11 protein-coding genes are annotated in these 17,853 nt (G+C 50.4%); 5 read left to right on the top strand and 6 right to left on the bottom strand.

All coding sequences use genetic code 11. The annotated features are described in order from the left end of the window. Positions 1-789: an SDR family oxidoreductase gene (locus tag CBR65_RS19650; RefSeq protein WP_087468430.1), complete on the bottom strand. Its 789-nt coding sequence runs from the start codon at positions 787-789 to the stop codon at positions 1-3. 192 nt (positions 790-981) lie between these two features. Here CBR65_RS19650 and CBR65_RS19645 point away from each other — a divergent pair, with 192 nt between their 5' ends. Then, the gene (locus CBR65_RS19645; RefSeq protein WP_087468429.1) at positions 982-1,554 is read left to right on the top strand and encodes a TetR/AcrR family transcriptional regulator; all 573 of its coding nucleotides are present in this window, start codon (positions 982-984) and stop codon (positions 1,552-1,554) included. A 72-nt stretch (positions 1,555-1,626) separates the two neighbouring features. Here the strand turns inward: CBR65_RS19645 and gdhA are convergent, their stop codons facing one another. Then, entirely contained in the window at positions 1,627-2,973 is a 1,347-nt protein-coding gene (gdhA, locus tag CBR65_RS19640; protein ID WP_087468428.1) for an NADP-specific glutamate dehydrogenase, read from the bottom strand. Positions 2,974-4,293: 1,320 nt separating this feature from the next. On the opposite strand from gdhA, the gene CBR65_RS19635 reads away from it, so the two are divergent. Both CBR65_RS19635 and CBR65_RS19630 read left to right on the top strand, forming a co-directional pair. After that, on the top strand, positions 4,294-7,422 hold the full coding sequence (locus CBR65_RS19635; protein WP_087468427.1) for a TonB-dependent receptor: 3,129 nt from the start codon (positions 4,294-4,296) through the stop codon (positions 7,420-7,422). 24 nt (positions 7,423-7,446) lie between these two features. Then, complete coding sequence (locus CBR65_RS19630) at positions 7,447-9,003, top strand: tryptophan halogenase family protein (protein ID WP_087468426.1); 1,557 nt, start codon at positions 7,447-7,449, stop codon at positions 9,001-9,003. A 59-nt stretch (positions 9,004-9,062) separates the two neighbouring features. Here CBR65_RS19630 and CBR65_RS19625 read toward each other — a convergent pair whose 3' ends face one another. Beyond that, entirely contained in the window at positions 9,063-10,514 is a 1,452-nt protein-coding gene (locus CBR65_RS19625) for a hypothetical protein (protein WP_087468425.1), read from the bottom strand. Between the two features lie 40 nt (positions 10,515-10,554). Then, positions 10,555-11,457 carry a hypothetical protein gene (locus CBR65_RS19620; protein ID WP_087468424.1) on the bottom strand — a complete coding sequence of 301 codons (903 nt, stop codon included), beginning with the start codon at positions 11,455-11,457 and terminating at the stop codon, positions 10,555-10,557. Between the two features lie 193 nt (positions 11,458-11,650). Between CBR65_RS19620 and CBR65_RS19615 the strand changes: the two genes are divergently transcribed. Then, a complete protein-coding gene (locus CBR65_RS19615) occupies positions 11,651-13,189 on the top strand; it encodes an amidohydrolase family protein (protein WP_232461454.1) in 1,539 nt (512 codons plus the stop codon). Positions 13,190-13,218: 29 nt separating this feature from the next. On the opposite strand, the gene CBR65_RS19610 is transcribed toward CBR65_RS19615, so the two are convergent. Beyond that, positions 13,219-14,724, bottom strand: a complete 1,506-nt coding sequence (locus CBR65_RS19610; RefSeq protein ID WP_087469180.1) for a tryptophan halogenase family protein — start codon at positions 14,722-14,724, stop codon at positions 13,219-13,221. 20 nt (positions 14,725-14,744) lie between these two features. On the opposite strand from CBR65_RS19610, the gene CBR65_RS22195 reads away from it, so the two are divergent. Then, positions 14,745-14,948: a hypothetical protein gene (locus tag CBR65_RS22195; protein WP_157672165.1), complete on the top strand. Its 204-nt coding sequence runs from the start codon at positions 14,745-14,747 to the stop codon at positions 14,946-14,948. Here the strand turns inward: CBR65_RS22195 and CBR65_RS19605 are convergent. Next, positions 14,938-17,676, bottom strand: a complete 2,739-nt coding sequence (locus CBR65_RS19605; protein WP_087468423.1) for a TonB-dependent receptor — start codon at positions 17,674-17,676, stop codon at positions 14,938-14,940. The genes CBR65_RS22195 and CBR65_RS19605 overlap by 11 nt on opposite strands. Positions 17,677-17,853 lie beyond the last annotated feature (177 nt).

Here is a 17,853-nt window from a genome sequence, read left to right as displayed (position 1 = left end):
TTAAGAGGCTGATCGATATCGTTCTGCGGCCTGCGCTTGATTGATGTCCGAAAGCAGCACTTGTCGCGAGGTATCAAGGGCGTTCCAGTGTGCAGCGTCTTGCAGCGGCGGGATTGTTATCAACTCACGGCGATCAAAGCCAACCAGCGCCGCATCAACCAGTTCGTCCACCTTCATCATCGCGGGATAGGCGCTAATGTCGATGCCCGCGCGATCCCAAATCTCCGTGTAGGTTCCGGCAGGAAGCACAGCCTGGACGTAAACACCCTTGGGTGAAAGCTCCACATGCAGACCTTGCGATAAAAACAGCACAAAGGCCTTGGTAGCGCCGTAGACCGACATTTGGAATTCCGGCGCTAACCCAACCACTGAACTGATATTAACGATTGCACCTTCACCCGCCCGCACCAAACGCGGAGCAACCGCATTTGAGAGCCGCGCCAGTGCAGTGATGTTAAGCGCGATGAGTTGTTCGACTTGATCGGGAGTCTGCTCAATAAAGCTGCCAGACTGAGCGATTCCAGCATTGTTAATCAGTGTTCCAATCCGCGCGTCACCGCGTAAGCGTGCCTCAACGACGAGTAAGTCGGCGGCTTTGGTTAAATCAGCCGGCAGGACATCGACGTTAATGCCATATTCCTGATGCAAACGCATTGCGAGGGAATCCAGTCGCGTTTTGTCACGCGCTACCAGTACCAAATCATGGCTGCGACGCGCGAAGCGCTCAGCGTAGGTGGCACCGATGCCGGTGGAAGCGCCGGTAATAAGAACGGAGGTAGGAGTGGTCATATGTTTGTTCTCTGTGAATGGGATGTAGATTCAGGATGCCCTTGTGTGCGGCCATACTGACTCTCTTTGCGAACTGGTGGATGACCGTTGTTTTTAATGATGACGATCATAATCTAAACTGTCAACAACTTTGATTATGATCATCATCAATGTATGATGCGGTCATTATTGTCAGGGGTGAGGAGTAGAGCGATGAAAGTCACTAAGGCACAGGTTCAGGAGAATCGGGCGCGCATTGTTGAGATGGCCTCGATCCTGTTTCGTGAGCGCGGCTACGATGGCGTGGGCGTGGCAGAGTTAATGGCGGCTGCCGGCCTGACTCACGGTGGGTTCTACAAGCACTTTCGCTCCAAAGCCGACCTGATGGCAGAGGCGGCGGCCGAGGGTTTAGCGCAATCCGCAGCAAAAACCGCGGACACTGATGTGATCTCGTTCGTGAATCAATATCTATCACGGCAACACCGCGATGCGCCTGGTGACGGCTGTACGATGGCCGCACTGTGTGGAGATGCCGCGCGGCAGCCGGAGTCTATTAAAGCGGTATTTGCAGAAGGCATTGAGCATCAGCTCGCCATACTGGAGAGCGACCATGGGGCGGCGAAAAACGTGAAGCGCGAAGCCCGAGCCATGACAATTGATACGATTGCCCATGTTGTGGGTGCAATCGTATTGTCGCGCGCCTGCCCGGATGACTCTGCGTTGGCGGATGAAATTCTGGAGGTCTGCCGAACCCGGATTCTCAATCAATATAAACAAAAAAAGTGAAGTGAGTGATCAGCGCCGGAATAAAAAGCCAAGCAATAAATATTGTCACGGAAAGTGCTCACTTCTGACCGTTTAAATAATACCGAACGCAATCATCGCATCCGCTACGCGCCGGAAGCCGACAATGTTTGCACCCATCACGTAATTATTCGGCGAACCATATTCCGCGGCGGTTTCATAACAATTATCGTGGATGTTTTTCATGATGGTTTTTAACCGCTGCTCGGTGTACTCAAACGTCCAGGTATCACGGCTGGCGTTTTGTTGCATCTCCAGCGCAGAGGTTGCCACCCCGCCCGCGTTCGCAGCCTTACCGGGACCATAGGCAATACCGGCTTCAATCAGCACCTTAATACCTTCCGGCGTCACCGGCATGTTGGCGCCTTCGGTGACCGCGATACAACCATTCTTTACCAGGGTAATGGCCGAGCTTTCATCCAGTTCATTTTGCGTAGCGCAAGGAAATGCCAACTGGCAGGGAATCGTCCAGATGTTGCCGTTTTCCAGATAGGTAGCCTGCGGATGATGTTCGCAGTATGTGCTGATGCGCTCGCGCTTGATTTCTTTTATGTGTTTGATCGTCTCCAGCTTAAGGCCAGCCTGATCAACTATAACGCCGTTTGAATCCGAACAGGCCACCACCTTTGCGCCGAGCATCTGTAATTTTTCAATTGCGTAGATCGCCACATTACCGGAGCCGGATACCACACAGGTTTTGCCTTCCAGCTCATCCTGACGTGCGCGCAACATTTCCTGCGCAAAATACACTGCGCCATAGCCGGTCGCTTCGCGACGGACCAATGCACCGCCCCAGGCGGGATTTTTTCCGGTTAATACGCCGGATTCGTAGCGGTTGGTAATCCGTTTATATTGGCCAAACAAATAACCGATTTCTCGCGCGCCCACACCGATGTCCCCCGCCGGTACGTCGGTAATTTCACCAATGTGCCGATAAAGTTCCGTCATAAAACTTTGGCAGAAGCGCATGACCTCCGCATTGGATTTTCCTTTGGGATCAAAATCCGATCCACCTTTTGCACCGCCAATCGGCATACCGGATAGTGCATTTTTAAAGGTCTGCTCAAAACCCAGAAATTTGATCGTACCCAAACGCACCGAGGGGTGAAACCGAAGCCCACCTTTATACGGACCAAGCGCACTGTTAAAACCAACACGAAAGCCCCGATTAATTTGTACCTGGCCTTTATCGTCCTGCCAGGGTACACGAAAAATAATTTGCCGCTCCGGCTCACAAATTCGCTCAATGATTTTCTGTTCCGCATATTCGGGGTGTTTGTGCAATACCGGCCCCAATGTTTCTATCACCTCGCTCACCGCCTGGTGAAATTCGTGCTCGCCGTAATTGTGTTGCACGATGTGATTAAAAATTGTATGCAGTCGTTCATTGATGGATTTCATAAGCCAACCTTTTTACCCTAGCGGAAATTAACACCGTCAGTTTGAGCTGATTTTGTCGCGAGTTCCAGCACTACGATGCGATTTTTTCTTTGACTATGAAAGACACCGCGCTATCTCAACAACGTGCAAAACTGAAAACCTAGATTGACACCACAGAAAATAAAGCTATGATTGATCCGAACATCATTTTTTTTATGCGACAGAGTTATCCATGAACGCCTTGCTTCGCTTTATCCTCAACAGAGAAACCCTCGCCTTTCCCTTCTAACCGGGCGGATTAGTCGCTCGCAGCCAATTACGATTCGCCCTGCATTTTGTTAATAACAATGACATTTTTTGTGTGCCATTCGATGCGCCCATGAATCGCCGTGGCTACACAAACCTGACCGTCAATTGAATTTGAGGAGGGCATTACGCATGCATGTTTTAACTCGCCGCTCGCTATAGGTGTTTCTATAGGAAATAGCTTCCAACATTAACCTCTGACAATGATCCGGCGGCAATCGGCGCAGAGGTCTTTTTGTCCGGAGTGAAACATGTCTAAAGAAAAAGCCAAAAAAGAACCGCAAAAATCCCTGAAAGATAAACGGCGGGAGAAAAAGGAAAAACGCGCAACTCAATCCATCGCTTCGCTGTAACATGATTCACGACTCAGGGATGAGCCTTCCCGTAAAATCCCTCTATTAAAAGAGCACCTTCTTACAACGCATCTCACGCCGCTAAATTCCTGCCGTATACACCCATATTTCACTCATACAATTTTGTTACGCCTCAAAAATTGAGTCTCTTTCAAAATACTCGATGCACAAACAATTTCGTTGCTACAGAAAATCGTTGTGTCATGCGCGAACAATAGCGTTACACTTTCGACGCGTAAATTTGCATCCAATCTTCTTGAACAGATCAACCCCTCATCACAAAAATGCTAATTATCTTCTGCGGAAATTGCCCCCGCCCTTTCAGAAATCAACAGCCAAAACATTAACCACATCAAACCCTGAAAAAATTTGCTTTTTTATTCATCAATTCACAGGTCCCGATCTTCGCCGATCCTGCTGCCAAATTGCCTCCAGCTGCTCCGAAAAACCCCAATCCAATACATAATATAATATTAGGAAGACTTGTATACTAGTTTACTAGAATGTTGACACCACAAAATAGTCTGTGTGACTATCAAATCGTCGCAGTATCAAGTGCCGGTGTTTTCCCGGTTTATTTCTAATAATTAGCTGCCAAGGTGTCTTCCAGAGGTGTCGCAAAGACGCCCAGCGGCAAACATCGAAAAGGAGGAGCTGCCATGCAGGGCGGCTTGAGACAATAATGATAGAAAATCCCTTTTACACCTGTAGTCAACCAATCATCGCTCGCCGTATTCCCGCCTTTCGGCGCTCATTGTTGACGGTGGCCATCGCCGCGTGTGCGCCGGCGGTTTTCGCGCAGACAACCCAGGCGCAAAACGGCGATACGCCATCCGTTGAAGAGATGCTTGTCACTGGCCAGCGCCAATCGCTCGAAAGCGCCATGGAACTCAAACGTGCCTCGGACACGATTGCCGATTCGATTGTGCTGGATGAAGCGGGCAAAGTGCCCAGTACCTCACTGCTTGAAATTCTGGAGCGCACGCCCGGCGTTACCATGAACCGGATTCGCGCCGGTGCCGAAGGTTCGCCGGACGGCTTTGCGTTCGAGGGGTCGGGCGTTCAGGTGCGCGGCCTGAACAAGACCAAGACATTAATCAATGGGCGCGAGGTATTTTCTGCAAATGGCGGGTCTGGCCTGAGCTGGGCGGATGTCGGGCCGGAGCTATTGTCAGCGGTGACTGTTTACAAGGCGAGCCGCGCCGATTTGATTGAAGGTGGCGTGTCGGGCACCGTCAATTTGCAAACGCGCATGCCGTTTGATTTCGATGGCTTTAAAGCCAATGCGGCGCTTTCCGGTAGTTATGGTGATTATTCCGAAGCTGTCACGCCGGCGGCTTCGGGCATGGTGTCGAATCGTTTCGATACCGATTTCGGTGAGATCGGTGTGCTGCTTAATGTGGCCTACTCCAAGATCGAGTCTCACGACAGCAACATCATCGTTCCGCCTTACTACGCGACCCAATATGATCTTGATGGTGATGGCGATAATGAGCGGGTTTACGCACCTGGCGGCATTCGCTATTCCCAGGATCAGTTCGAGCGGGTGCGCGAGGGTTATTACGGCGCGCTCCAGTGGGCGCCCAATGAGAATCTGGAATTTTTTCATACCACGTTTATCTCGGAGCGCGAGAGCGACCGTGACAGTCAGATCCTTTCATTGGAACCTGGCGCCCCTGTTGGCGTGTTTGATGGCGCAGAATTTGATGATGGGGTCTTCGTCAGGGGTACGATCTCCAGCGCCAACCTCACCTCCGGCCTCAACGTATCGCCGAACTCAAGTTTTACGCCCTCCTTCAGTCGCACAGCTGATCACAGCACCGGCTTTAAACTTGAGCAGGACGGTTGGGACCTAAGCGGTAGCTATCAATATGTGAAAGCTGAGTCGCGTTCGGGCAAGTACAGCCTTGGCAGCACCGTTCTTCCGGCAATTGCCCGCACCACGATGGATATGTCCGGCGACCGGCCGAGCGTCAACTTTGGGTCCGAGCTTTCAACAAATCCGGCGGATAGCGGATTGTCCCGCATCAACTGGCTGGATATGTCGAATGAAGGTGAAGCGCATGCAGTTCAGCTGGATGCCAACATCGAGATCGGTGACGGTTTCTTCCGCAAACTTGCTGTCGGCGCGCGAGCCGCCGACCGCGAAGAGTCCGATAGTTTCGTCGGCACCTGGTGGTCGGCAACGGGGCGCGGTTGGAACCCTGTGCAGCGGCCTTACGTGAGCACGGCGCCCGAGGGCGACTTCTACCTTGAAGAGTTCTCGGACTTTTTCAAAGGCGATGTTCCGCCGCTCGGCAGCGTGTGGGTCGGGAGCGATCAAGTGAATTCAGCGGATCAGTTCGAGCGCGTCGTTAACACCTACGCAGCTTGCGCGCCGGACCTGTATTACCAGTGTGGCAATCCGGAAGATAGCTTTTACATGTACGGCAATCCGCCTAACCCTGCTTTTGATCAATTGCCTTCCTTTTATGAAACCCAACACAAGACGCAGTCACTCTATGCGATGGTGGGTTTTGAAAACGAAGGCGATTCGTGGCTGACAAATTTCAGTGGTAATGTCGGTGTGCGCTGGGTCAATTACGATATCGAAAGCGCGGGCAATTTCACCTACAACGGCGGTGCGCGTTATTACGCAAGCCTGGCCGATGCCGAGGCTTCCGTCGAAGCGATGGGCGGCATCGAGAATGTAGCGGCCTGGCAAACGGAAAATGAGGGCGAGCAACCGCCGTTCACGCTGGAGAGCGTCGGTTATGAAAATGATCGCGCGGGCAGCTTTGAGAAAGATTATTTTCTGCCGTCGTTTAACATCAAGCTTGAGCCGGCGGATGGCTGGGTTTTTCGCTACGCGCTGACCAGAACCCTCACGCCGCCGCGCTACCCCGACATCCGCGCGCAAGGCTCGGCCGGTGTTCAGACAACGGAAAACCCACTCAACGATGCGCTGGCCGCGCAATACCCGGACGAGGATGTGTCGATCCCCGCGATCTTCTCCGGCTACACCAATACCACGGGTAATCCGTATCTTGAGCCGGAAATTTCGCTCAACCACGATCTCTCGTTCGAGTGGTATCCGCGCAAGGGGTCGTCGGTCCATATGTCGCTGTTCCACAAGACCATCGACAACTACATTACCTTCAACAACTTCTCGTTTCCGGCGACGGCGTTTTTTGCCGAAGAAGATTACCCGCAGTCGGCACCGGTCGACGGCAGCGGTAGCATGTTTCTGGAGGGGACCGTCACCAGCCGGACTAATTTCAATGCAAAGGAAGAGACGATCATCAGTGGTTTCGAACTCGGGGGGCGGACGTATTTCGATACACTTCCCGGCTGGTTGAGCGGTTTTGGTGTCGAGGCGAATCTCACATTTATCGACAACGACGCACCCGAGGCGTTTGCGCAGGACATCAATGGAGATCAACTTGAAGTGCCGGTGATCGGGTTGTCGGAGTGGGCGTACTCAACCACCCTGCTCTACGATTGGGATAAAGTCAGTGCGCGCCTGGCGTGGAACTGGCGCGATCGCTACCTGACGACGACCAACGATTCGGGCACGACCAATGTCTACGACGATCCATTTAACCAGCAGCAGATTCAGTTTGGTATGCCGGTTTATGCGGCGGCGTCCGGTCGGCTTGATGGCAGTATTTCTTATAAGTTGACCGACGCGATCAATATCAAACTGGACGTGCAAAATATCACTGACGAAGATCAACGCACCGAGATGGAAATTCTGGATGGACGGTTTGTTGATCGCGGGGTTTTCGTGACGGACCGCCGCATCAGCCTGCACCTTGGGTTTGAGTTTTAGAAGTTTGCATTGTAGGAAGCGGGAATGAGCAAGCGCGTTTTGATTGTTGGCGGTGGAACCGCAGGGTGGATCACGGCTGCCTATATGGCACGGATGCTGGCAGCAGATACATCAGGCGGCGTTTCCATCACGCTGGTTGAATCGGATGAGATTGGTATCCTCGGCGTTGGCGAGGGTACCTTTCCGATTATCCGCAAAACCATGAGCCGGATCGGTCTTGATGAAAGCGAACTGATTCGCGAGGCGGATGCCACGTTCAAACAAGGCATTCGTTTTAATCACTGGAAAAAAAATCCCGCCGACCATCCGCACGATACCTACTTTCATCCCTTTCAGGTTTGCTCCCAACACACCGATATGGACCTTCTGCCCTATTGGCTGCTCGGCGTCGCCGGCGATGTGCCCTGGGCGGAAGCCTGTACCGTGCAGGAACGGGTTGTGGATGCAAAGCTCGCACCGAAACTGATTACGCACCCGAATTACAACGCACCGCTGAACTACGCCTATCACTTCGATGCCGGAAAACTTGCCGAGGTTGTGCGCCGCCGTGCGATGGCCATGGGCGTGAAGCGGCTGATCGATACCATTGATGCGGTAACACTCGACGAGCATGGCGCTATCGCGTCCGTGCAGGGGCGCGCCCACGGCGAACTCACGGCCGATTTATATATTGATTGCACGGGATTTCGCGCGCGATTGATTGGAGAAACACTCGGTTCTGAATTCACGTCCTACAAAAATCAACTTTTCTGTAACCGCGCTGTAGCTATGCAAGTGCCTTACGATCAACCGAACGCGCCCATTCCTTCCTGCACCTATGCCACCGCACAGGCAGCCGGATGGACCTGGGATATCGGCTTACACGATCGTCGCGGCATTGGCTACGTTTATTCTTCCGACCATTGTAGTGATGAAGCCGCGCTGGAAAATTTGAAGCGGTATATCGGGCCTGCCGCGAATGCATTGACGCATCGGCAATTAAAATTCGAGGCCGGGTTCCGCAAGATCCAGTGGTATAAAAACTGTGTGGGGATTGGCCTGTCAGTCGGGTTTATTGAGCCGCTGGAAGCCACGGGCATCAGCTTTGCCGAAGTCGCCGCGCTGATGCTCTGCAATTTATTTCCCTGGTCGGGCGACACCGAGCGCTCAGCCCGGCAGTTCAACGAGGCCATGACCAAACGCTTCGAACATGTCATCGACTTTATCAAACTGCATTATTTTTTAAGCCAACGAACCGACACTGATTTCTGGCGCGACAACCGGGCCCCCGCGTCGGCTTCTGATTATTTGCAAGGAAAGCTGGAACAGTGGCGGCACAGACCGCCGTCGTTTCTCGACGTTGATGCCAGCCACGATATCTTTGACGAGAACAGCTGGCAGTACATCCTCTACGGTATGGATTTTAAAACCGACATCACCGCCCGCGCGGGTGCTTTGCGGTTTTATGAGGACGCCAAACAGGAATTTGAAAAGATTCGTCAACAAAGCAAAAATGCCATGACGGCAGTACCCACGCATCGTGATTTGATTAATGACGTGGTGGTGCACGGTTTTCGCAAAGCGTCGGGCGGGCAACGATGAGTTCTTTCATAAAAATAAAGCCAAGCAATTGCTTGGCTTTAAAGATGTGGCTCGTGCAATTAATCCGTTGCAGGCGGTACATATTCCACCTGAATTTCCTTCTCAACGGCTATGGCTGACGGAGAATACAGTCGCAAGACTAACGTCTGCGTTCCTTCATCGAGTGCTTTATTAATTGAAAACCTCGCAATGCCCTCGGTGCTTAGGTCGAGCGGGTAAGAGTCTCCATCCAGCAACAACAATAAGAACTCGAAAGGCCACGACGTCTGTATTTCTCCTGTCACTGCAATTTCATTCGTATTGAATACGGTTCCGTTGGCGGGCAGAACGTTATGGAACTCCGGCGGCAGGAAGTATGGAATGTATACTTCCCGTGTATATTCCCTTCCGTCCAGATCCTCCAAGGTTACCGTGAAATAGTTGTCACCTATCACCAGCTCAATTTCAAAGTAAGCGGCTAAACCATTAATTATTTCCGGATGAAATTCTCCTGATGCATTGCGTACCGTCGCTCGTGTGATTTGAATATTGCTTTCGGTGCGCGAATCAAGGCTGGCGTAGATTGGCGCTATGTTGTTTGTTACCGCCGCAGGGTCATATTCAATGAAAACAGTGCGAGGAAATATCGGGGTAGAACGTTCACCATAACAGAGGTCCGTTATATAAATACCCAAAGCAGCTGACTGATCGAAAATCACTTCGCTTTCACTTTCCAAGTGAATGTATTGACCCACCACGCCCCCATAAATTTTTGCACCGTGACTCAGGATCAATTCATTCTCGGTCACAATAAATGCATGAGTTTTGCTAAGCACATGAAATTGCGAAGAGCTTTCCGTGTAGATCGCCAGGCGTGAAGGATCTTTGGTGTTGGCGTTGATCTGGGCTTTGAACGGAACGTCAAGGTGGTTCTGAACAAATAGGTTAACCGCTCCATCACCGATTACTTCAATCCTGCTCTCCACTTCCATGCGGAAATCGCGCACATAGTAATTCCCTTCCGGTAAACGCAGGGTGCCTTTAAAGCCGACGAACAACCTGTCGATAACATAACGATTTCCGCGCGAGGAAAATTCGCCGGTAGCATATTCCTTGAGCTCCACTTTACCGATATCCTCAACGTCCTCACCGATAATCATCTTCTTCCCCGCAGGGACAAGATACTCAAGTGTTGAGTTGGTTCCGGGAAGAGAGTCAAGCCATAGTTTAAACACAGGATCACCGCCAGCAGAACAATGCTGGCTGCCGCAGCTTTTTATTAGCGACCACTGATTGGAGGTAACCGTAGGCGCTCGAAGTTGCTGGTTGTACCCATTAGTAACTCTTGCGTTGTAACCAAAATTAATAAAGTTTTGATAACCACCGTGGGTCTGGACACCGTCTTGAAATATTCCATTGCAATAGGGAAGCTGCGCCGCCACTGGATTACTGAGCAGTGAAAACATTAATGTAAAAATGCCAAGAGCTGTCACGCGACCAGGGTTAAGTAAACCGCTTATTAACTGATTCATTCTGGACTCCTTGATTTGCTGGTATAAAAGTTGAAGGGTTTTAAAGACTTCTGCAAAGGTCCCCAAAATTGAGTTCCTGCACAGCAAGAGCGTCATACCTCACCTGACTTTGCGCCAGCAATTCCAGATTTCTTGCAATTACACCACCGACGACTGCGCCGGTGTAATGCACAGTCGCCCAATCCTCAACATGCGCAAACGCGTAGGTTTTACTGCCCACATAAAAGACAAGATCGCTATAAGCGTAAATGGCGAACTTCGCCGGATTTTTGCTGCCTGCATTGACCCGAAAGTTCAGAGGCAGCGTCAGTGGTGATTCCACAAACAGCGTAACTGTCCCTTCACCCAGCACATCTATTTTTCCGTCAACTTCAAGTTTGAGTGTTTTAATCCAGTAGGTACCGGCAGGTAGTCGCAGCGTGCTTTTATGGCTCATTTCGAGGGTATCGATAATGTACTCGTCATGCGCTGTTGAAAATTCTGCTGTTGCCCACTCATCGATCCGCACTGAAGCAAATTCATTGTTCGCTTGCCCTAGTGTTTGTTTGACATGCGGCGGGACAACAGCGGTATTGGCCGATGCGGTTGTCTTGAGTGGGCCCGCATAAAGGCGCGGACCGGCGCTACCACTTTCACTACAGTGGTTCTCCCCGCAACTCTTGATGGCGGACCAATCGTTGACGCCAACATAGGGAGTCAAGAGGGTGTTAGAGGAAGGGTTAATCAGCCGACTGTTGTAGTTAAAACGAACGTAGCCATCGCCCCTGTTCGATTGCAATCCATTCTGGAATATATCCTGACACGCCGGGGGAACGGCGTTGGCAGAAGAAAAAATAAAGAGCGTTAAAAGTGTCGTGAAAGTAGCGAATCGGGAAATCTTCATACCCCGATGACTGGATGGAGAACGGGACTGCATGAGCTGTTCCTTGTGGCGCATTTTCATAATTGACTCCTGAAGAAAAATGAATAGCAATTATGTACGTCAGGATATTCCTACCCTACCGTTGAAGACTTTTAGTTTCTGAAGATGACAAAGACAAGTCGGCGCGGCAAAAGCAGCGCCATTAGTTACTTATCTGAGAATTTGGCGGAAAAATAGAATTTATTATTACCCCAGGAACGCTTTATCAGCTTTGGTGGCGCATCAAAGCACTATTGCCCTGATGCATCGACAGTCAATATTTTTATCTTCGTTCCAAACTGACGAAAAAATCCTCTTCATATTGAATCCATTTTCAAGAATTTCGCATCCAAACGTAAAACGGCCTGGCGGCAACACTGCCCCCGTTAATTTCATTGTCGTGAGCTATGAATTAGGTATCCCTATGTATATACGTGTAATTTTTATGTCTGCTCTTTTGTTGGGGTGTACGTCAAACGCCATGGTTCAACGAGTGGATTACATTGTTGATAATGTTCAGGTTATCACCATGAACTCACCTGACGTTAAACCAGACAGCGCAATTGTTATCGACAATGGAAAAATCACTAAGATAATAAAGAGTTCTGATGCAAAGAAAATCTATGCAACCCATAGAATTGATGGGAAAGGGCGTTATTTGATGCCCGGCCTTGCCGATATGCATGTTCATCTACGCTGGGACCCCCAGCGAATGTTTAACCTGTTTTTAGCACATGGTGTAACTACCGTAGCCAATATGCGCTTTGAAGATGGTAAATTTGATCATCTGGTCTTGCGCGATAAAGTCAGGAACGGGGAGATATCAGGACCACGCTATCTAATAACTGGCTCGCATCTGGAGGAGGGTTTTCCGGCAAGCATAGATGAAGTTGAGCGTGTTCTGGATGACCACCAGCGCAAAAGAATTGATTTTGTTAAGATTCACGGCGATCTTAGTCCCGACATCTATAAAGCGATAATAACTGGAGCAAAAAGGCGCGATCTTAAAGTAATTGGCCATGCCCAGCACAAAATGCCTTTAAAAGATAGCCTGGTGCTAAACTCGCTGGAACATATGGAAGAACTTTTGTATGTCACGCGGGACGAAGCACGAGTGAGCGACTTTTCTACCGATTTTTTATCTGCATACCGAGCAAATGCGCATCGGTTATGGGATAAAAGTTATCGGGAAAAGGTTGTAGAGGATGTGGCTTCTTCAGGAATTTATCTTGATCCAACGTTGATTGTTTACAAAATGGTAGGGATTTGGCAATCCGATGCGCATTTGATCGCATTAAGAGATGCCCCTGCTTTGCGTTACCTACCTGCTGATGTAGCGCGTTTTTGGTTAAGCCCCGCAACCAATCCTTATCAAGCCGATGACTTCCCCATTACTAAACCTGAAGTTGATAAAAATTTTCAGTTGATGTTGCTCTTAACAAAAGAGTTACATGATAAAGGTGTGCCTTTGTTGTCTGGGACAGATAGCTTTGGCACCTTGGTACCGGGCATTTCTTTACATGACGAATTAACATTGTTAGTGGAGGCAGGACTGTCACCCTTTGAAGCATTGCGATGCAGCACAGTTAATGTTGCCGCATATCTTGGTGAAACAGGTAAAGCTGGAGTCATTCAACCCGGCGCACGTGCCGATTTTATTTTGTTGGATAAAAATCCGTTGCTTGACATAAATAACAGCCGCACTGCTAGTGGCGTTTTTACTCAAGGGAGATGGTTACCCAAAGATTTACTGGCGAAACTTATTTCTCAATAAACCTGCAAATCAGCCACCGGCGGGGGTGTCTACCTAATCCCCTCCAACAACCCCCGAGTATCCGGCAACAACCGCCCTAACCCTTCCTTCATCTTTTCATTATCCTGCCGCATACGATTAAAAGTCGCTTGTTCATTGTCATTAAATGAAAACTGCAGTTCCGGCCTTAATCCCATGCCGTACAGAATATATTGATAACTGGCCGCCGGAAAGACTTCTTCTTTGTGCAGAAAATCTTTTTTGTAAGGCACATGGTATTGCCACAGTTGCAGTGACTCTTTTAACGAATCCGATAGCGTGGCGGGGTCTCTGTTATCTTTCCAAAAATTGGTATTGCGTTGGCTCAGTACATAGTGGAGCTTGAGGAAGTCTACGATGTTGTTCCAGCGGTAGGTCTGCAAGTCGTTGAATCGTTTGGCAACGATGGGCATCACGGATGTGTGTTGCGGCAATTGGTCGCGGATGTAGTTCGCTGCGAGTTCTACCATCACCAGGGCGGAGGCTTCGAGGGGTTCGATAAAGCCGGCGGCCATGCCAATGGCGACGCAATTTTTTACCCAGAAGCGTTCGCGATGCCCGCAGGGGATGGTGAGCTTTCGGGGTGTTAATGTTTCAAAGTCCTTGCCTACATAGTTTGCGAGGATGGCGGTGGCTTCGTCTTCCGACATGTGTCGACTGGAATAGACGTGGCCGATGCCTTTGCGGCTGTACAAGCCGATGTCCCATATCCAGCCGGCGTCCTGTGCGTGGGCGACGGTATAGGGAAGTATGGGCGATGTGTCGCTAGCGTAGGGAGCTTGCACGGCGACGGCGCTGTCGATAAAAAGCTGATCGCTTTTGTCGATAAATTTCGCGCCCAGCGTTTCGCCGAGCAGCAGGGATTTTAAACCGGAGCAGTCAATAAATAGATCAGCGTGGAGATGTTGTTGCTCTCGGGTTTCGATACTGGTGATGCCGTTTTCGTCCTGATTAACTTTATCGATAGTCCCGATCACATGTTTTACGCCTAATACGGTTTTACAGTGTCGACTTAAAAAAGTCACAAATTTTCCGGCATCCAGATGGTAGCCGTAATTGACGTGGGATTTGTATTCCGGTGTATCGGCGGTGCGCGGTGCGCGGTTTTTTTCGCACAAATATTCCTGTGCGCAAACCGCATCGGCAAAGGCGCCTTGTTGCCTGCTAGCAACCCACCAGGCGGCGAGATTGCGCTCAAGGAAACCGATAGGTAGTGAAAAGGGGTGATAATAAAAATTGGGCTCGTCTTCCGAGCGCCAGCTTATAAATTTAACGCCTTGCTTGAATGACGCATCGCATTCCTTAAAAAATTCTGTTTCAGAGATTCCCATATCGCGCAGCGTATTGCGCAGCGATGGCCAGCTACCTTCGCCGACGCCGATGATGGGTACATCTGATGATTCGATTAAGGTAATTTCCAGAGATTGGCCATAGCGCGCAGCGAGAATACCGGCGGTCAACCAGCCGGCAGCACCGCCGCCGACAATCAGTATGGATTTAATGTGATCGGCATTCATAAAAAAACCTTGAGGTAAAAATGCAAAAAGGCCATTACTGGAATGGCCTTTTTGTTTATCCAAGCTATTTAGAAACCTCTGAAAAATGTTGGCGAGGCAGCCAGCGCAAGGCAAAAACAGGCGAAAAAGCAGAGTTTACTAGAGTAAATGAGCATTTTGAGCCTGTTTTTAACGCCGCGCTGGCAACGCAGGTAATTTTTCAGAGGTTTCGCTTTAGAAGCTAGCTCTTACACCCAGGGCATAACGTCCCACACCTTCAGTTTTGTTGAACATGTGGTTGTCTTCTCTACCATGGATGCGCGAGCCCTCTTCGGTCACGTTGATACCTTCAAGGAAGACGCTGACATTTTCAGTCAACTCGTAGCTCATGGAGATATCGATCTGCGAGTAATCTTCTACCACTACTGGCTCGTTACTGGTGCTGGAGTAGTAGTATTGGAAGCCGCGGATAAATGAATCTCTCCAGTTGTACGCAACCCGGATTTGGAACGGGCCATTCTCGTAGAAGCCTATCAGGTTAGCGGAGTCACTGACACCCACTACGGCATCCGCCGCCGGTACTTCGCCTAAGGGTGTATCGAAGTCATATTCTGGATCAGCAAATACAAAGGTGGCGTTGGCGATCATGCCGAAACCTGATTCACCGAAGAAATGTTGACCACCAATTTCAATACCGGAGACTTCTTTGGTATCGAGGTTGCGCGGGCGACGGATTTCATACACCACGTCCTGACCAGTGGCCGGGTCAGTCACGCCGGTGATGACTTCAGGTGCGGCTTCAGTAACCACAAAGTTATCAATGGATTTTGAGAAAGCACCGATGGAGATGTAATCAAAATCGTTGATATACCATTCCGCCGACAGGTCAAAGTTATCGGACATGAAGGGTTCAAGGTTAGGGTTACCGGCACTACCGATACCGGATTGTCCTTCACGGATATCACCGAAATCGCGCGATGATCTCATGTCAGTCAGTTCCGGGCGGGTAATGGTGCGCGATGCAGCGAAACGTATAACCACGTCTTCCAGCAGATCGTATTTAACCGACAGGTTCGGCAGGAATACGTCGTAATCACCTTTATCAGTAAACGGCACGTTTTCAGCGAACTCACGGATGTAGTTCTCACCTTCCACCGCTGGCGGCGTCAGCGACAACAACGTTCTTTCCAATGAGGTGGAATTGATTTTGGTGTCTTCATAACGTACACCGGCTACTACGGTCAGATCGCGGCCACTGATGTCGTAAGACTTGGTCGCTTCTACATAGAACGCGGTGGTTTCTTCATTGATCTCTGACCAGTTTGGCTGGAGCACTAACGTCGAAGCGCTGAGATTTTGCTGCGCGTCGGTCGCGGTTGGATCTTGCTGCGCGTGTTGCACCCAGCTGTTAAACGCTAACGGATCAAACGAGAAATAAGCCAGCTCACCCAGAACGCCGTGGTCCATGGTTCTGACTGAATAGCCCGCTGCACTCGCCTCTTCAACGGTGCGGAAAAGACTGGTCGTTGGATCGTCACCTACCAGGGTGTACTTACCTTGTAACACACCACCACCCGTGGCCTGGTATTGCTGGATGGTTTTGGTTTGGTCGGTAAACATGGCGCCGGCTTTCAGCGTGAAGGTGTCCTGGGTGAAGGTGTAATCCACACGCGCCTGATCAATTTCATCGGTGCGCGGATCTGAGTAACCGTCGTATTGCCAGACGCGAGCGTTAGCAAGGGAGATGTCAGCATTATCGTAGTAGTGGCTGGCAACATCATCGCGAATCTCGAAAGTGAACGAGAGCGGCGCGGCCTGTACGTCTGAACGGCTGATGTTGGCCTGGTTGTCCGGTTGCGCTTCTGCCTTTGACTGGCTGTAGGCAATGACCAGGTTGGATGAATCAGAAATATCCCAATCGGCTTCGATGCCCGTACTTAAGCTGGTTTCTTGCGTGACGGGGTTGTTAACGAAGAAGTCCAGGCCCGCATCGGTCACGGTGCGACTGACGATGGTGCCGTTACCGTCGATTTCATATTGCTCGTTGTCGCCGTAGCCATACCATGCAGCGCTCTCGTACTCCAGGCCTTCCTGTTGCAGGTCGGAGTATTGCGCGTCGAGGGTCAGGGTCAGGTTATCAGCCGGCTCGTATTGGAACACCAGGCTGCCGTTCAGGCGCTCACGCTCAAAGTCCTGGCGCTTGATGACGGTTTGTGTGGGGTAGAAATCGACGTTTTGGATATTGCCATCTGCATCGGGCAATGGGAGGTAAGTTCCCAGCGAAGCCGGGCGACGTGAGCGCCAATCCCAACGGCGTTGATCTACGGAATCACTTTGGTAATCGCGTTCTTGAAAGCTGATGGCGGCAAGAACGCCGAAGTTGTCATTAAATGTGGTGCTGAACAAGCCCGATACTGACGGCGTTACATCGTCCACATTGGTCTCTTTAAGACCTTTGATAGAGCCTGCCACCTTGGTGCCCAGGTCGAGCGGCCGTGCGGTTTTGACGTTGATCGTTGCGCCGATCCCGCCTGATTGTGTCGCAGCGGTTGAGGTTTTAAACACTTCAACACCACTCACCATTTCAGCGGCAACGGTATCGAAGTTGAAGCCACGGCTGGCGTTGGCGTTGGGCATTTGGCGCCCGTTGAACAGCACGGTATTGAACTGTGGGCCGAGGCCGCGAACGGTGATTTGGCGCCCTTCTCCACCACTACGGTCGATAGAAACACCGGTGATGCGCTGTAATGACTCCGCCAGGTTGGTATCGGGGAATTTACCGATATCTTCAGCACTGATGGCGTCTACAACACCATTTGAATCGCGTTTTGTATCCAAAGCACTTTGCAAACTCGCTCTGTAACCCGTTACTACCACTTCCTCGATCAACTGCGCGTTAGCTTCAGTTGCCGTGGCAATCGCCAGGCTGAGCATACTTATTTTAAACATTGGATGCGTGTATCTTGTGTTCATAGGATTTCCTGCACTGATTATTATAGGGGGGACTATTAAATGCTTGCACGGCAATCCGCTTGAGCACCCTAGCCTCTTGAGTACTTGTATACATGTAAATGCAGCCCGATGATAATACTTGTATACAAGCAGTTCAATGGTAGATTGGCAGGAATGCCTGGGTTGGTTGAAATTTGA

It is taken from the genome of Cellvibrio sp. PSBB006 (assembly GCF_002162135.1).
Taxonomy (GTDB): Bacteria; Pseudomonadota; Gammaproteobacteria; order Pseudomonadales; family Cellvibrionaceae; genus Cellvibrio.
This window is presented reverse-complemented; position numbering and strand designations above follow the sequence as displayed.